Raw genomic sequence first — 13,859 nt, 5'->3', positions numbered from 1 at the left:
CATCCCGAGAGGTAAAACCCATTCCACAACCTCGGGTGTTACCCCCACTTCGATCGATGGTCCCGGCACTCCTGGCGCCCCAGCCGCCCCACCGTTTACGCTCCTGGCCGTGCAGATCATCGCGACCGTCCTGGCTCTGCTGCTCGTCGCCGAGTGGGTGATGGCCCCGATCAACCTGTGGACCGGCCGCACATTGCCGCTGTTCGAGCGGTTCACCGGCCACTCCCCCGCCGTGGCCCGCACCGTGTTCGCGCCGGTCAAGGCGCTGGCGGCGGCGCTGGTGCTGATCGGTCTGTTCGCGGAACCGGTGAGTGTCGCCGGGGCCGTGCTCAGCATCGTGATCTGCGGGTACTACCTGATCCGGCTGGCGGCGCCGGGGCGGCGGGATCCGTCGGGGATAGCGGCGTTCGCGTTGTTCGGGGCGTGCGCGGCGGGGTTGCTGATAACGCAGCTCGCGCGGTGAGCGCTCTCGACGAGGCGATGGACGGGCTCACCGACGATCCGGCACTGCCGCCCGCGCTGATCCGGCGCCTGTTCGGCTGGTCGCGGGGCCAGGGCGACGTCGCCGGACCTGCCCGCCGAGGTCGGCGCCGCCCTCGCCGCCGATCAGAGTCCGCGGGTACGGCTGGCGGTCTTCGGCCGCCCCGACACCCCGGACGCAGTGCGGGCGGCCATCGCCGCTGACATCGCCTCCGGCAATCCGGCCATCGACGACGTGATGGCGGCCTCCGAGGAGGAATCCCAGCTCGTCTTGGAGGCCATGGAGGCGGCGTCCGAGATCAAGAGGCTGCGACCGGCGTGGGTCACCGCCGACGCCGCACGCCATGTCGACTCCCGTTCCCCTGCTTCCGTGCGGCGGCGGCGCGGAGCACGGACCTGCCCGATGAGGCGGCGCTCCGCTTGCTGGACGACGAGGACGAGCATGTCCGCATCGCCGACCACGTCTGCGCGCACTGGCCGCGACAGGCGATCCCGACCTGCCGGCGGAGCTGACGACAACGTTGGCCACCGATCCGAAGGCGTCGGTGCGCGAGGCGATCGCCACCCATCCGAAGCTCCCGGCCGAGCACCTGATCGCGCCGAGATGGAGCGGTCGCTGCGGCTGGCCGGTCTGTGACGCGGACTACGACCCGACCACGACCAGCCCGACCTCGTACGCGAACACCACCGCCTGCACACGGTCGCGCAGCTCCAGTTTCGGGAGGATGCGGCTGACGTGGGTCTTCACCGTGGCCTCGGACAGGTGCAGGGAGTCGGCGATCTCAGCGTTCGACTGGCCGCGGGCCATCTCGACCAGGACCTCGCGTTCGCGGTCGGTGAGACGGCCGAGGCGCACGTCGGCGCGGGGTGCGGGGGCCGCGGGCGACTGGCGGGCGAAGGCCTCGATGAGCTGACGGGTGATGCGCGGGGCGACGACGCCGTCGCCGGCCGCCACGGTGCGGATGCCCGCGATCAGGTCGGAGGGATGGGCGTTCTTCAACAGGAAGCCGGCCGCGCCGGCGCGGAGGGCGGCGAAGGCGTACTCGTCGAGGTCGAAGGTGGTGAGGATCAGCACCCGGGACGGCAGGCCGGCGGTGGTGATGCGGGCGGTGGCCTCGATGCCGTCGACGCCGGGCATGCGGACGTCCATCAGCACGACGTCCGGACACAGCCGGGCCGCCAGCGCCACAGCCTCGGCGCCGTCGCCGGCCTCACCGACGACCGCCACGTCCGGCTGTGCTTCCAGCACCATGCGGAAGCCCATGCGCAGCAGGGGCGCGTCGTCGACCAACAGAACGCTGATCACGCGGCATCACCGGCCCGGGAAAGGCGGGTCGCGGTCGGCTCGTGTGCAGTCGGCGCGGTCGCGATCGCCTCGTGTGCAGTCGGCGCGGGCGCGGTCGGCACAGTCATGGTCGCCCCGTGTGTAGTCGGCGCGGTCGCGATCGCCCCGTCTCCAGTCGGCTCCGTCGCGGTCGCCCCGGTCGCGGCCACCGGCACGCGGGCGTGGACCCGCCACCCGCGGATCCCGGTCCGCGGCCCGGTCTCCAGTTCACCGCCGAACGCCGCCACCCGTTCCCGCATCCCGGCCAGGCCGTGCCCGCCGCCCTCGTCCCGCCCGCTCGCCGAAACGGCGGGCACCCCGTCGTCGACCACCGTCACGTCGACCGCCTCCTCGCTGTAGCTCAGCAGCACCCGCGCCGACACACCGGGCTCGGCGTGCTTGCGCGTGTTGTTCAAGGCCTCCTGCACCACGCGGAACACGGCCAGCTCCACCCCCGACGACAGGTCCGGCGGCGCTCCGCCGACCACCAGCTCCACCGGCAGCCCGGCCACGCGGACCTCCGACAGCAGCGCGTCCAGCTGCGCCAGGCCCGGCTGCGGGTGCAGCTCGGCCATCGTCCCTGCCGTCGAGCCGCGCAGCACGCCCAGCACCCGCTGCATGTCCGTGATCGCCTGGCGTCCGACTTCCGAGGCGCGCGCCACGGCCTCGGCCGCGCGGTCCGGCGCCGTGTGGACCGCGTACGAGGCGCCGTCGGTCAGCGCGACCATCACCGACAGGCTGTGCGTGACGACGTCGTGCACCTCACGGGCGATCGAGGCGCGCTCGGTCGCGGCCGCGATCTGCGCCTGCTGGTCCCTCTCGAACTCCAGGCGGCGGGCCCGTTCCTCCAAGGAGGCCAGGTAGGCGCGGCGGGTCCGGGTGTTGATGCCGAGCACCGTCGCGGCGGTCACCATGCCGGAGAGGAAGATGAAGACCCGCATCGCGCCGCTCTCACGGGCCCAGTGCGCCGTGGCCGCCATCCCCCCGCCGAGTTCCATGACGGCCACGGCGGCGAGGGTGTAGCGGGTGGCGGCGTGCGCGGCCACCGAGTAGAGCGCGATCAGGAGGCTGACGTCGACCAGCGGGATCAGCAGCGCCGTCAGCCACTGCACGAGGCCGCACAGCGCGACCACCGCGAACGCCGCGACCGGGTACCGGCGCCGGACGACCAGCGGCAGGAACATGCCCAGCAGCAACGACCACGCGGCGACCGCGCGCACGCCGGAGTGGATGTAGACGTGCGTCCCGGCGGGGACCAGCATGGCCGCGACGAACAACGCGTCGACCACCGTGCTCTTGTCGGCCGCCCACCGCTGCGCCCGCGCGACCGCAGCCTGAAGACCCCGGCGGGCGCCGAGGTCGTCAGGAACCGCACCAGCAGGACTCACGCGTCTCGTTTCTTCAGCAGGTAGGCCGCCACGGCCATGGTGGCGACCGCGTACGCGACGAACAGCACGAACCCGGGCCACGGCCGCATCTGCCCCGACGCCTCGGTGTGCTCCACCAGCAGCGCCTGCCCGGCGTTGCTCGGCAGGTACGGATTGACCTTGTCGCCCCACGAGGTGAAGTTCAAGACCTCGCCGAGCACCGGCAGCACGAGCAGCGTCGCGAACAGCGCGGCGATCGCCCCGGCGGTGGTGCGGATGATGGTGCCCAGGCCGACGCCGAGCAGGCCGACCACGGTCAGGTACAGCCCGGTGCCGAAGATGATGCGCACGGCGCCCGGTGTCGTCAGGGTGGCCTCGATGTGCTTGGTGCTGAAGAAGGCCTGGCCGCCGAAGAAGCAGACGAAGGCGGTCGCGGTCGTGGTGAGCCACACCGCGGCGGCGAACACCGTGGCCTTCGCCCACAGCACCGGCAGCCGCTTCGGGACCGCCGACAGGCTGGCGCGGATCATGCCGGTGGAGTACTCGCCGGTGACCACCATGACGCCGAGGACGCCGACGGCGAGCTGGCAGAGGTAGTAGCCGCGCAGCGGGACGGCGATGGCGCCGAAGGTGGCCCGGCGGCCGGGCACCATGGTGTCCCACTTCTCGGTGATCACGAAGCTGAACAGCAGGCCGAGGGCGGTCATCGCGGTGCAGCCGACGAGCAGGGACCAGTACGAGGAGCGCAGGGAGCGGAACTTGATCCACTCGCTGTTCAGGACGCGGGTCTGGGTGACCTTGCCGGAGCGGGGGCGGCGGGTGGCCCCGGACGCACCGGTGGGCTCTGCGACGGCGGTCATGCGGTCACCTCGACCTCTCGGTCCTCGCGGTCCTCGCGGTTCTCCCGATCCCCGGCCGGGTCCGGGGCGCGGTACTCGACGGCGTCGCCGGTCAGCTCCATGAACGCCTCCTCCAACGACGCCTCCTTCGGCGCCAGCTCGAACAGCGTGATCCGGTTCTCGGCCGCGACGGTGCCGATCCGGTCGCTGCTCAGGCCCTCGACCTGCAGCGTGCCCTCGGCCGAGGAGGACACCGTGACGTCCGGCCCGGCCAGCAGTTCCCGCAGCCGCGCGGCCTGCGGGCTGCGCACCTTCACGCTGCCGCTGGACGCCCGCGAGACGAACTCCGCGACCGACGTGTCGGCGATCAGCCGTCCCTGCCCGATCACGATCAGGTGCTCGGCGGTCAGGGCCATCTCGCTCATCAGGTGGCTGGAGACGAACACGGTGCGCCCCTCGGACGCCAGTTGCTTGAGCAGGTTCCGGATCCACAGGATGCCCTCCGGGTCGAGCCCGTTGACGGGTTCGTCCAGGATCAGCGTCTCGGGGTCGCCGAGCAGCGCGCTGGCGATGCCGAGGCGCTGCCCCATGCCCAGCGAGAACCCCCCGGCCCGCTTGCGCGCCACGTCGCGCAGCCCGACCAGGTCGATCACCTCGTCGACCCGCGACCGCGGGATGCCGGTGGTCGCGGCCAGCGCGAGCAGGTGGTTGAAGGCGCTGCGGCCGGTGTGGACGGCCTTGGCCTCCAGCAGCGCGCCGACCTCGTGCAGCGGTGCGGCGTGGGCGGCGTAGTCGGCGCCGTTGACGGTCACCGTGCCGGAGGTCGGCCGGTCCAGGCCGAGGATCATGCGCATGGTCGTCGACTTGCCGGCGCCGTTGGGGCCCAGGAACCCGGTGACGACGCCCGGGCGGACGGTGAAGGACAAGTCGGCGACGGCGGTCTTGGCGCCGTAGCGTTTCGTCAGGCTTCTTGCCTCGATCATGGGCTTCACGCTACGGAGCGCGGGGGGTCGCGGTCGTCCGCCCCGAAGGCGAACCCGGCGGGGCGGCGAATGCATCGTGCGATGTACGGGTGATGCATCGGTGGATGGACCGGCGAGGTCCCAGGACCGCCCCCGCGGTCAGCGCACCGGGTAGCCGGCGTCCCGCAGCGAGCTCTTGACCTCGCCGATCGTCACGTCGCCGAAGTGGAACACCGACGCGGCGAGCACCGCGTCCGCACCCGCGCCCACCGCCGGGGCGAAGTGCTCCGCGGCCCCGGCGCCGCCGGAAGCGATCAGCGGCACCGTCACCGCGGCCCGGACCGCGGTCAGCATCTCCAGGTCGAAGCCCTGCTTCATCCCGTCGGCGTCGATGGAGTTCAGGAGGATCTCGCCGGCGCCGAGGTCGGCGGCGCGGACGGCCCAGGCCACGGCGTCGATGCCGGTGGAGCGCCGGCCGCCGTGGGTGGTGACTTCGTAGCCTGATTCGGTGTGCACGCCCTCCGGGCACCGGCGGGCGTCCACCGACAGGACCAGGACCTGGTTGCCGAAGCGGTCCGCGATCTCGGCGATCAGCTCCGGGCGCGCGACGGCGGCGGTGTTCACGCCGACCTTGTCGGCGCCGGCGCGCAGCAGGCGGTCCACGTCGTCGGTGGAGCGGACGCCGCCGCCGACCGTGAGCGGGATGAAGACCTGGTCGGCGGTGCGGCTGACGACGTCGTACACCGTGGCGCGGGCGTCGGTGGAGGCGGTGACGTCCAGGAACGTCAGCTCGTCGGCGCCCGCGGCGTCGTAGGCGCGGGCCAGTTCCACCGGGTCGCCGGCGTCCCGGAGGTTCGCGAAGTTCACGCCCTTCACCACGCGGCCGGCGTCGACGTCGAGGCACGGGATGACGCGGACGGCCAGCCGGCCGGGGGCGGCGGTGCTCACTGACTGCTCCTTATCAGAGATCTTGCAAACAGGGGTACTACGCGTCCGCGCGCTCGGCCCGGTACGCGTCCAGCTCGACCTCGACGAGCATCCCGGGATCGATGAGGCCGGAGACCACCAGCGCGGTGGCGGCCGGCCGGAACTCCCCGAACACCTCGCCGTGCGCGCGCCCGACCTCGTCGATGTCCCGCGAGTGCACCACGAACCAGCGGGTCCGCACCACGTCGCGCAGCTCGAACCCGGCCTCGGCCAGGGCCGTGCGCGCGTTGTCGAGCGCCACCTTCATCTGGGTGTACGGGTCGCCGTTGCCCTGCACCATGCCGTCGACGGTGGCGGTGCACCCGGACACCCAGGCGTGGGGCCCGGCGGCCACCACGCGGGAGTACCCGTACGTGCTCTCCCACGGCCCGCCGGAGCCGATCCGCTGGACGTTGCTCATTCTCACGCGCTCCTGGTGAGTTCGAGGGCTGCTTCGAGCGTGAAGGCGCCCGCGTAGAGCGCCTTGCCGACGATAGCGCCCTCCACGCCGATCGGCACCAGCGTGCTGAGCGCGGCGAGATCCTCCAGCGAGGACACGCCGCCGGAGGCCACGACCGGCTTGTCGGTGGCCGCGCACACGTTTCGGAGCAGCTCCAGGTTGGGGCCGGTCAGGGTGCCGTCGCGGTGCACGTCGGTGACGACGTACCGCGCGCAGCCGTCGGCGTCGAGCCGCGAGAGCACGTCGAACAGCTCGCCGCCGTCCTGGGTCCAGCCGCGCGCGGACAGCGTGGTGCCCCGCACGTCCAGCCCCACGGCGATCTTGTCGCCGTGCTCGGCGATCGCCCGCCGCACCCAGTCCGGGGCCTCCAGCGCGGCGGTGCCCAGGTTGACGCGCTCGCAGCCGGTGGCCAGCGCCCGGCGCAGCGAGGCGTCGTCGCGGATGCCGCCCGAGAGCTCGACCCGCACGTCCAGCTTGCCCACCACGTCCGCGAGCAGGTCGGCGTTCGAGCCGCGCCCGAACGCGGCGTCCAGGTCGACCAGGTGGATCCACTCGGCACCGGCGCTCTGCCACGCCAGGGCGGCGGCCAGGGGGTCGCCGTAGGACGTCTCCGAGCCCGCGGCGCCCTGGACCAGCCGGACGGCCTGGCCGTCGGCGACGTCGACGGCGGGGAGGAGTTCGAGGTAGGCAGGCATGGGGGTCCTTATATGTCGTACTCGATGTATTTCGGGTTCGATGTACTTCGTACTCGACGTACTTCGCATTCGATGTACTTTGTGCTCGATGTACCTCGTTCTGGAGGTATCTCGCGTTCGAGGTATCTCGGGCTCGAAGGAAGCGATCTGCTCAGCGCAGCTGACCGAGCCAGTTGCGCAGCACGTGCGCCCCGGCGTCGCCGGATTTCTCCGGATGGAACTGCGTGGCCGACAACGGCCCGTTCTCCACCGCGGCCACGAACGGCTCGCCATGCGTCGCCCACGTGACCAGCGGCGCGCGCATGCGGCCGGTGTCGGTCAGCTCCCACTTGCGCACCGCGTAGGAGTGCACGAAGTAGAACCGGGTCCCGGCGTCGAGTCCGGCGAACAGCTTCGTCCCCTCCGGGACCTCCAGCGTGTTCCAGCCCATGTGCGGGATGATCGGCGCGTCCAGCCGCTCCACGGTGCCGGGCCACTCGCCGCAGCCCTCGGTGACCACGCCGTGCTCCACGCCGCGGTCGAACAGGATCTGCATGCCGACGCAGACTCCCAGCACCGGACGCCCGCCGGCCAGGCGGCGGCCGATGATCCGGTCCCCGCGCACCGCCTTCAGCCCGGTCATGCAGGCCTCGTACGCGCCGACGCCCGGCACGAACAGGCCGTCGGCGTTCAGCGCGGTGTCGAAGTCGGCCGTGACCGTGACCTCGGCGCCGGCCCGCTCCAGGGCGCGCTCGGCGGAGCGGATGTTTCCCGAGCCGTAGTCCAGGACGACGACGGAGGGCTTGGTCACCAGCGCATCACCCCGGCCGCGATCGACATGCCGGCGCAGAGCACCAGGATCAGCGACATGGCCCGCATGCCGCCGTTCCCGGAGGCCTGCTTGAACAGCGAGTAGGACCCGCCGAGGAGGAAAAGGCCGAGGAACACCAGTCCCGCGGCGGCGTAACTGCCGGTCATGGCTAGAGGACACCCTTCGTGCTCGGAATACCGTTCACTCTAGGGTCCGGCGTGCACGCCTCCCGCAACGCCCTGGCCAGCGCCTTGAACTGGGCCTCCACCACGTGGTGCGCGATGCGGCCGTACGGCACGCGGATGTGCAGGCAGATCTGCGCCTGGGCCACGAAGGACTCGAAGATGTGCCGGGTCAGCTCGGTGTCGAACTCGCCGATCATCGGCGCCAGGTTCTCCGGCATCTCGTGCACCAGGTACGGCCGCCCGGACAGGTCGACGACGACCTCGGCCAGCGTCTCGTCCAGCGGCACCCGGGCGTCGGCGAACCGGCGCAGCCCGGCCTTGGTCCCCAGCGCCTCGCGGAACGCCGCGCCCAGCGCCAGCGCCGTGTCCTCGACCGTGTGGTGGCCGTCGATGTGCAGGTCGCCCTCGGTCTTCACGGTCAGGTCGAACAGGCCGTGCTTGGCCAGCTGGTGGAGCATGTGGTCGAAGAAGCCGACGCCGGTCGAGATCTCGGCCTCGCCGGTGCCGTCCAGGTCGACCTCGACCAGGACGCCGGTCTCGCCGGTCGTGCGCTCCACCCTGCCGATGCGGCCCATCAAAGACTCTCCTTCAAGGCGTTCAGGAACGCCGTCGTCTCGGGTTCGGTCCCGGCGGTCACCCGCAGCATGCCGGGGATGCCCACGTCGCGGATCAGGACGCCGTGGTCGAGCACCCGGCGCCACAGGCCCTGCTGGTCCCCGCCTGGGACGCCGAAGAACACGAAGTTGGCGTCGGACGGCACGACGGGCAGGCCGAGCGCGGTCAGCTCCTCGACGATGCGGTCGCGCTGCGCCTTCACCGCGTCCACGGTGCCCAGCAGCGCCCCGACGTGGCGGAGCGCGGTGCGCGCCGCGGCCTGTGTCAGCGCTGAAAGGTGGTACGGCAGCCGCACCAGCAGCAGCGCGTCGATCACCGCGGGGTCGGCGGCCAGGTAGCCGACGCGCGCGCCGGCCATCGCGAAAGCCTTCGACATGGTGCGGGTGACGATCAGCCGGGGGTGCTCGGGCAGCAGCGTGAGCGCGGAGGGCGTGCCGGGGCGGGCGAACTCGAAGTACGCCTCGTCCACGACCACCATCGCGCCGACGCCGTCGGCGGCCTTGAGCACCGCGCGGATCACGTCGAGCTCCATCGCCGTGCCGGTCGGGTTGTTCGGCGAGGTCAGGAACACGATGTTCGGCTGGTGCCGTTCGATGGCCGCGATCGCCTTGTCGGCGTCGAGGGTGTAGTCGCCCTCGCGCAGGCCGGAGACCCACTCGGTGGCGGTGGCCAGGGCGATCAGCCGGTGCATCGAGTACGAGGGCTCGAAGCCGATGGCGCTGCGGCCCGGGCCGCCGAAGACCTGGAGGATCTGCTGCAGCACCTCGTTGGAGCCGTTGGCGGCCCACAGGTTCCGCACGGTGAGCCCGTGACTGTGACAGGCCCCGGCCAGATAGTCGGCGAGGTCCTTGCGCAGCTCGGTGGCATCGCGGTCGGGATACCGGTTCAGCGTGGTCGCCGCTTCGGTGACCGCGCGAGCCAGGTCCGCCACCAGCTCGGGCGGCGGACCATAGGGGTTCTCGTTGGTGTTCAGCGGATACGGCACGTCGATCTGCGGCGCGCCGTACGGCGTCAGCTCCCGCAGGTCGTCGCGGATCGGCAGGTCGCGGTAGTCCACGCTCACCCCTCCCGGTCCTCGAACCGCGCGGTCACGGCCTCGCCGTGGGCCGGCAGGTCCTCGGCGTCGGCCAGCGCCACCACCAGCCCGGCGGCCTCGGCCAGCGCGTCCCGGCTGTAGTCGACGACGTGGATGCCGCGCAGGAAGCTCTGCACCGACAGGCCGGAGCTGTGGCAGGCGCAGCCGCCGGTGGGCAGCACGTGGTTCGACCCGGCCAGGTAGTCGCCCAGGCTGACCGGCGCGAACGAGCCGACGAACACGGCGCCGGCGTTGCGGACCTTCGCCGCGTCCGAGGCCGCGTCGCGGGTCTGGATCTCCAGGTGTTCGGCGGCGTAGCCGTTGGCGACGACCAGCGCCGCCTCGATGTCGTCGACCAGCACGACCGCCGACTGGCGCCCGCCGAGCGCCTCGCGGATGCGCTCGACGTGCTTGGTCGCCGCGACCCGCACCTCGAGCTCCTTCACGACCGCGTCGGCCAGCTCCTCGGAGTCGGTGACCAGTACGGCGGCCGCCAGCGGGTCGTGCTCGGCCTGGCTGATCAGGTCGGCGGCCACCACGCCGGGGTCGGCGGTGGCGTCGGCGACCACCATGATCTCGGTCGGGCCGGCCTCGGCGTCGATGCCGATGACCCCCTTGAGCAGGCGCTTGGCGGCGGCGACGTAGATGTTGCCGGGCCCGGTGACCAGGTCGGCGCGGCGGCAGACGACGGTCCCGGCGGCGTCCCGGTAGCCGTAGGCGAACATCGCGACGGCCTGCGCGCCGCCGGCGGCGTAGACCTCGTTCACCCCCAGGAGTGCACATGCGGCGAGGATCGTGGGGTGCGGGAGGCCGCCGTACTCCTTCTGCGGCGGGGACGCCACGGCCAGCGAGCCGACCCCGGCCTCCTGGGCCGGGACCACGTTCATCACCACGGACGACGGGTACACGGCGCGCCCGCCGGGGACGTACAGGCCCACCCGGTCGACCGGCACCCAGCGCTCGGTGACGGTGCCGCCCTCGACGACCTGGGTGGTCTTGTCGGTGCGGCGCTGGTCGGCGTGCACCTTCCGGGCGCGGCGGATCGACTCCTCCAGCGCGGCCCGGACCCGCGGGTCGAGGGCCTCGGCGGCCTCGGCCAGCGCCGCCTCCGGCACCCGGACGGCGGTCAGCCGCACGCCGTCGAACCGCTCGGCCAGCTCGATCAACGCCGCCTCGCCGCGATGATGGACGTCCTCGACGATCGGGCGGACCACGGCCAGAGCCGTCTCCACGTCCAGCTCGGCCCTGGGGACCAGGGCGCGAGGATCGGTCTGCTCCGTCGAAGAGCGTGACCCGTCCAGAGCGCGACCGCGCAGGTCGATACGAGTGATCACGTCACCGATTGTAGTTCCGCGGACGGGCGCGGACCGGTGCGTCCGCAGAATGGGCAGCCTCCCGCGCGGTGCGACTAGATTGGGTTCGTGACGACGACAGAGCTGCCGCTGTTCCCCCTCGGAAGCGTGCTCTTCCCGGGCGTCGTGCTGCCCCTGCACATCTTCGAACATCGCTACCGGCAGCTGGTGCGCGACCTGTCGGCGCTGCCCGAGGGCGCCCCGCGCCGATTCGGCGTGCTGGCCATCAAGGACGGCCACGAGGTGGGCCGGGGCAACGTCACCGCGCTGTACGACGTGGGCTGCACCGCCGAGATCGACTCGATCGTGGAGTACGAGGACGGCCGCTTCGACATCACCACCACCGGCGTGCACCGGTTCCGGCTGGAGTCGTTCGACGACGACGGCCCGTACGCCCGCGGCGAGGTGGAGCTGCTGGACGAGGTCACCGGGCCGGACGCCGAGGTGCTGGCGCCCGGGCTGACCGCGCTGTTCCGGAAGTACCAGGCCGCGCTGTCGGAGCTGCGCGGGGTGCAGGTCGGGGCGATCCCGGAGCTGCCGGAGGACCCGACGGTGCTGTCGTACCTCATCGGCGCGGCGACCGTGCTGGACGTGTACGAGAAGCAGCGGCTGCTGACGACGGAGACCACGTCGGAGCGGCTGCGCAACGAGGCGAAGATCCTGCGCCGGGAGACCGGGATCCTGAAGAGCCTGCCGTCGCTGCCGGCGGTGGACCTGCTGCGGCGACGCCGCTAGCAGGCCCTGCCGTCGCTGCCGGAGGGGCTGACCCGCTGCGGCGACACCGCTTGCGGGCTGGCGGGACCGGCAGACCATGCGGGGCCTGCGGGCCCGGTCAGCTGCGCGACGGGTCCGCCTGCTGCGTCGTGGTGTCCGTCCCCGGCTGTGCATCGCCGTTCTGGGGCGGACGCTTGTCCTGGCCCTGCCCGTCGCCGTTCCCACTCCAGATGCCCTGCTGGCCGCCGCCATTGGGGAAGCCGTAGGGATTCTCAGATGAGAAGAACATCTGCGAACGCTGGTCATACGCCTGCCACGGCGGCGTCGAAGCCTTGGTGAAGGCGGCCGTGAGCGCCAGGAACAGGACCATGCCCAGCACCGGCGCCGCGAAGTACAGCCCCTGGGCGTGCAGGGCGACCGGCGCGTGGAACTGGTGGCCGGCAGCGATGGTGTGCAGCACGGTGAGCGGGTCCGGCATCGAGATCCAGTGCCCCAGGGCCGCGGCCATGGTCGAGGCGACCAGACCGCCGAGCAGCACCCCCGCCCAGGCGCCGACGCCCGCGCCGTCCGGCTGCCCGTCCCGGTCCTGCCCGCCGAGCAGGCCGCGCCGCCCCAGCCAGAACGCCAGGACACCGAGCAGCAGGCCCGCCACGGAGGTGAACACGAAGAAGTACCCGTCGACGCTGGCGATGCCCTTCGCCTCGGGCGCGACCAGAAGCGCTGACTGGTCGACGTTCGCCTTCACCTGCGAGACGGCGTCGGCCGGGAGCGTCAGCCAGACCGTGGGGGCGAAGCGGTACCAGGCCAGACCGGCCAGCACGCCCAGCGCCGCACCGGCGGCCACCAGGATCGCGGCCGCCAGCAGGTCCGCACGCGCGGCTGTCAGCACCCCCCGGAAGGTGTACCGCCGCCCAGGCTTCCCTGCTGTGAGGTCCAGCACTCCCGGCAGCCCCTGCGCGCTCTGCGGTTCCTTGAAGGGGTTCCGCCACGGCGAGGAACCCGGGCCCTGCCCACCGGCAGTCGGCGAAGTCTGGTCGTTCATCGTCTATCAGCTTTTCATGCCGGGGCCACACATGGCAGCCGGGAGGGGCAGAAGGGAATGCAGTGGGGCGCGAGGCACCCCTTCTGGCAGCATGACCGCATGGCCGCAAAGAACCGTCAGGCGAGTGGAACCCCGGCGACAGCAGTGCTCACCAAGGCGGGCGTCGACTTCACGGTGCACACCTACGAGCACGACCCCTCCGCCGCCTCCTACGGCAAGGAAGCCGCCGACGTGATGGGCGTGGAGCCCGAGCGGGTGTTCAAGACCCTGGTCGCGGACGTGGACGGTACCCTGACGGTGGCCGTGGTCCCGGTCGCCGGCAGCCTCGACCTGAAGGCCCTGGCCGGCGCCGTCGGCGGCAAGAAGGCGGCCATGGCCGACCCGGCCGCCGTCACCCGCACCACCGGCTACGTCCTCGGCGGCGTGTCCCCGTTGGGCCAGCGCAAGCAGCTCCCCACCGTGGTCGACGAGACCGCGCTGCTGTTCGACACGATGTTCTGCTCGGCGGGCAAGCGCGGCATGGAGATCGAACTGGCGCCGGCGGAGCTGGTGCGGCTCACCGGCGCGGTCCTGGCGCCGATCGGCAAGGACTAGCGGCACCTTCGCGCGGCGGCACCTTCTCGCGGCGGCACCTTCTCGCGGCGGCACCTTCTCGCTGACAGGCGTCCTCGACCGCTGCTATGAGTGGTGTCCGAGGCCTGTGGCACGGGTCGTGTGCGTCCGCGGAATCGGCAAGCAGCACTCACCGAGCCTGCGGTCCGGACCTCGAGCCTTGCGAAGGTGCGGGACGCCATCGGCCCGGACATGCGGTGGTCGTGGCGCACGCGCTGGGGTCGGTGGTCGCCTACGAGGTGCTGTCCACTCTGGGAGCCCTCCGGACTAGTGCAGTGCCGCGTCGGTCTTCGGGGTCGGTTCAGCGTGCGGTTGGGCGCGGCGGTTGCTGTTGGTGTGGCTTCGCGTTCGCGCCCAAGGGCGGGGCGCGATGCCTCTGGC

17 protein-coding genes are annotated in these 13,859 nt (G+C 72.1%); 3 read left to right on the top strand and 14 right to left on the bottom strand.

All coding sequences use genetic code 11. The features are described from left to right. The first annotated feature begins 109 nt into the window (after nucleotides 1-109). Nucleotides 110-463, top strand: a complete 354-nt coding sequence (locus tag ABD466_RS41240; protein WP_344662757.1) for a hypothetical protein — start codon at nucleotides 110-112, stop codon at nucleotides 461-463. 143 nt (nucleotides 464-606) lie between these two features. Here ABD466_RS41240 and ABD466_RS41235 read toward each other — a convergent pair whose 3' ends face one another. From ABD466_RS41235 to hisD, 13 genes are all read right to left on the bottom strand, one after another. After that, nucleotides 607-954 (bottom strand): hypothetical protein, encoded by a 348-nt coding sequence (locus ABD466_RS41235; protein WP_344662756.1) that lies wholly within the window; start codon nucleotides 952-954, stop codon nucleotides 607-609. 169 nt (nucleotides 955-1,123) lie between these two features. Beyond that, nucleotides 1,124-1,786 carry a response regulator gene (locus ABD466_RS41230; protein ID WP_344662755.1) on the bottom strand — a complete coding sequence of 221 codons (663 nt, stop codon included), beginning with the start codon at nucleotides 1,784-1,786 and terminating at the stop codon, nucleotides 1,124-1,126. Then, nucleotides 1,783-3,192, bottom strand: coding sequence for a sensor histidine kinase (locus tag ABD466_RS41225; protein WP_344662754.1), 1,410 nt, complete (start codon nucleotides 3,190-3,192; stop codon nucleotides 1,783-1,785). The genes ABD466_RS41230 and ABD466_RS41225 overlap by 4 nt, the downstream gene beginning before the upstream one ends. Further along, nucleotides 3,189-4,031, bottom strand: coding sequence for an ABC transporter permease subunit (locus ABD466_RS41220; RefSeq protein WP_344662753.1), 843 nt, complete (start codon nucleotides 4,029-4,031; stop codon nucleotides 3,189-3,191). Before ABD466_RS41220 ends, ABD466_RS41225 begins: the two co-directional genes overlap by 4 nt. Continuing rightward, complete coding sequence (locus ABD466_RS41215; protein WP_344662752.1) at nucleotides 4,028-4,993, bottom strand: ABC transporter ATP-binding protein; 966 nt, start codon at nucleotides 4,991-4,993, stop codon at nucleotides 4,028-4,030. Before ABD466_RS41215 ends, ABD466_RS41220 begins: the two co-directional genes overlap by 4 nt. 138 nt (nucleotides 4,994-5,131) lie before the next feature. Continuing rightward, nucleotides 5,132-5,920, bottom strand: coding sequence for an imidazole glycerol phosphate synthase subunit HisF (gene hisF, locus ABD466_RS41210; protein ID WP_344662751.1), 789 nt, complete (start codon nucleotides 5,918-5,920; stop codon nucleotides 5,132-5,134). Between the two features lie 37 nt (nucleotides 5,921-5,957). Beyond that, nucleotides 5,958-6,359, bottom strand: a complete 402-nt coding sequence (locus ABD466_RS41205; RefSeq protein WP_344662750.1) for a RidA family protein — start codon at nucleotides 6,357-6,359, stop codon at nucleotides 5,958-5,960. A 2-nt stretch (nucleotides 6,360-6,361) separates the two neighbouring features. Beyond that, complete coding sequence (gene priA, locus ABD466_RS41200) at nucleotides 6,362-7,093, bottom strand: bifunctional 1-(5-phosphoribosyl)-5-((5-phosphoribosylamino)methylideneamino)imidazole-4-carboxamide isomerase/phosphoribosylanthranilate isomerase PriA (protein ID WP_344662749.1); 732 nt, start codon at nucleotides 7,091-7,093, stop codon at nucleotides 6,362-6,364. Between the two features lie 151 nt (nucleotides 7,094-7,244). Next, nucleotides 7,245-7,883 (bottom strand): imidazole glycerol phosphate synthase subunit HisH, encoded by a 639-nt coding sequence (gene hisH / locus ABD466_RS41195; RefSeq protein WP_344662748.1) that lies wholly within the window; start codon nucleotides 7,881-7,883, stop codon nucleotides 7,245-7,247. Continuing rightward, nucleotides 7,880-8,050, bottom strand: a complete 171-nt coding sequence (locus ABD466_RS41190) for a hypothetical protein (RefSeq protein ID WP_344662747.1) — start codon at nucleotides 8,048-8,050, stop codon at nucleotides 7,880-7,882. The genes hisH and ABD466_RS41190 overlap by 4 nt, the downstream gene beginning before the upstream one ends. Nucleotides 8,051-8,052: 2 nt before the next feature. Further along, nucleotides 8,053-8,643, bottom strand: a complete 591-nt coding sequence (gene hisB / locus ABD466_RS41185; protein ID WP_344662746.1) for an imidazoleglycerol-phosphate dehydratase HisB — start codon at nucleotides 8,641-8,643, stop codon at nucleotides 8,053-8,055. Then, a complete protein-coding gene (locus ABD466_RS41180; RefSeq protein ID WP_425558871.1) occupies nucleotides 8,643-9,740 on the bottom strand; it encodes a histidinol-phosphate transaminase in 1,098 nt (365 codons plus the stop codon). Before ABD466_RS41180 ends, hisB begins: the two co-directional genes overlap by 1 nt. A gap of 2 nt (nucleotides 9,741-9,742) precedes the next feature. Further along, nucleotides 9,743-11,092: a histidinol dehydrogenase gene (gene hisD, locus ABD466_RS41175; RefSeq protein WP_344662744.1), complete on the bottom strand. Its 1,350-nt coding sequence runs from the start codon at nucleotides 11,090-11,092 to the stop codon at nucleotides 9,743-9,745. A gap of 87 nt (nucleotides 11,093-11,179) precedes the next feature. On the opposite strand from hisD, the gene ABD466_RS41170 reads away from it, so the two are divergent. Then, the gene (locus ABD466_RS41170) at nucleotides 11,180-11,845 is read left to right on the top strand and encodes an LON peptidase substrate-binding domain-containing protein (RefSeq protein WP_344662743.1); all 666 of its coding nucleotides are present in this window, start codon (nucleotides 11,180-11,182) and stop codon (nucleotides 11,843-11,845) included. Between the two features lie 97 nt (nucleotides 11,846-11,942). On the opposite strand, the gene ABD466_RS41165 is transcribed toward ABD466_RS41170, so the two are convergent. Beyond that, nucleotides 11,943-12,866, bottom strand: a complete 924-nt coding sequence (locus ABD466_RS41165; RefSeq protein ID WP_344662742.1) for a hypothetical protein — start codon at nucleotides 12,864-12,866, stop codon at nucleotides 11,943-11,945. A gap of 99 nt (nucleotides 12,867-12,965) precedes the next feature. Between ABD466_RS41165 and ybaK the strand changes: the two genes are divergently transcribed. Beyond that, on the top strand, nucleotides 12,966-13,460 hold the full coding sequence (ybaK, locus tag ABD466_RS41160; RefSeq protein WP_344662741.1) for a Cys-tRNA(Pro) deacylase: 495 nt from the start codon (nucleotides 12,966-12,968) through the stop codon (nucleotides 13,458-13,460). The last annotated feature ends 399 nt before the right edge of the window (nucleotides 13,461-13,859 follow it).

Origin of the sequence: Catenulispora subtropica (assembly GCF_039531675.1) — a bacterium.
GTDB lineage: Bacteria > Actinomycetota > Actinomycetes > Streptomycetales > Catenulisporaceae > Catenulispora > Catenulispora subtropica.
This window is presented reverse-complemented; position numbering and strand designations above follow the sequence as displayed.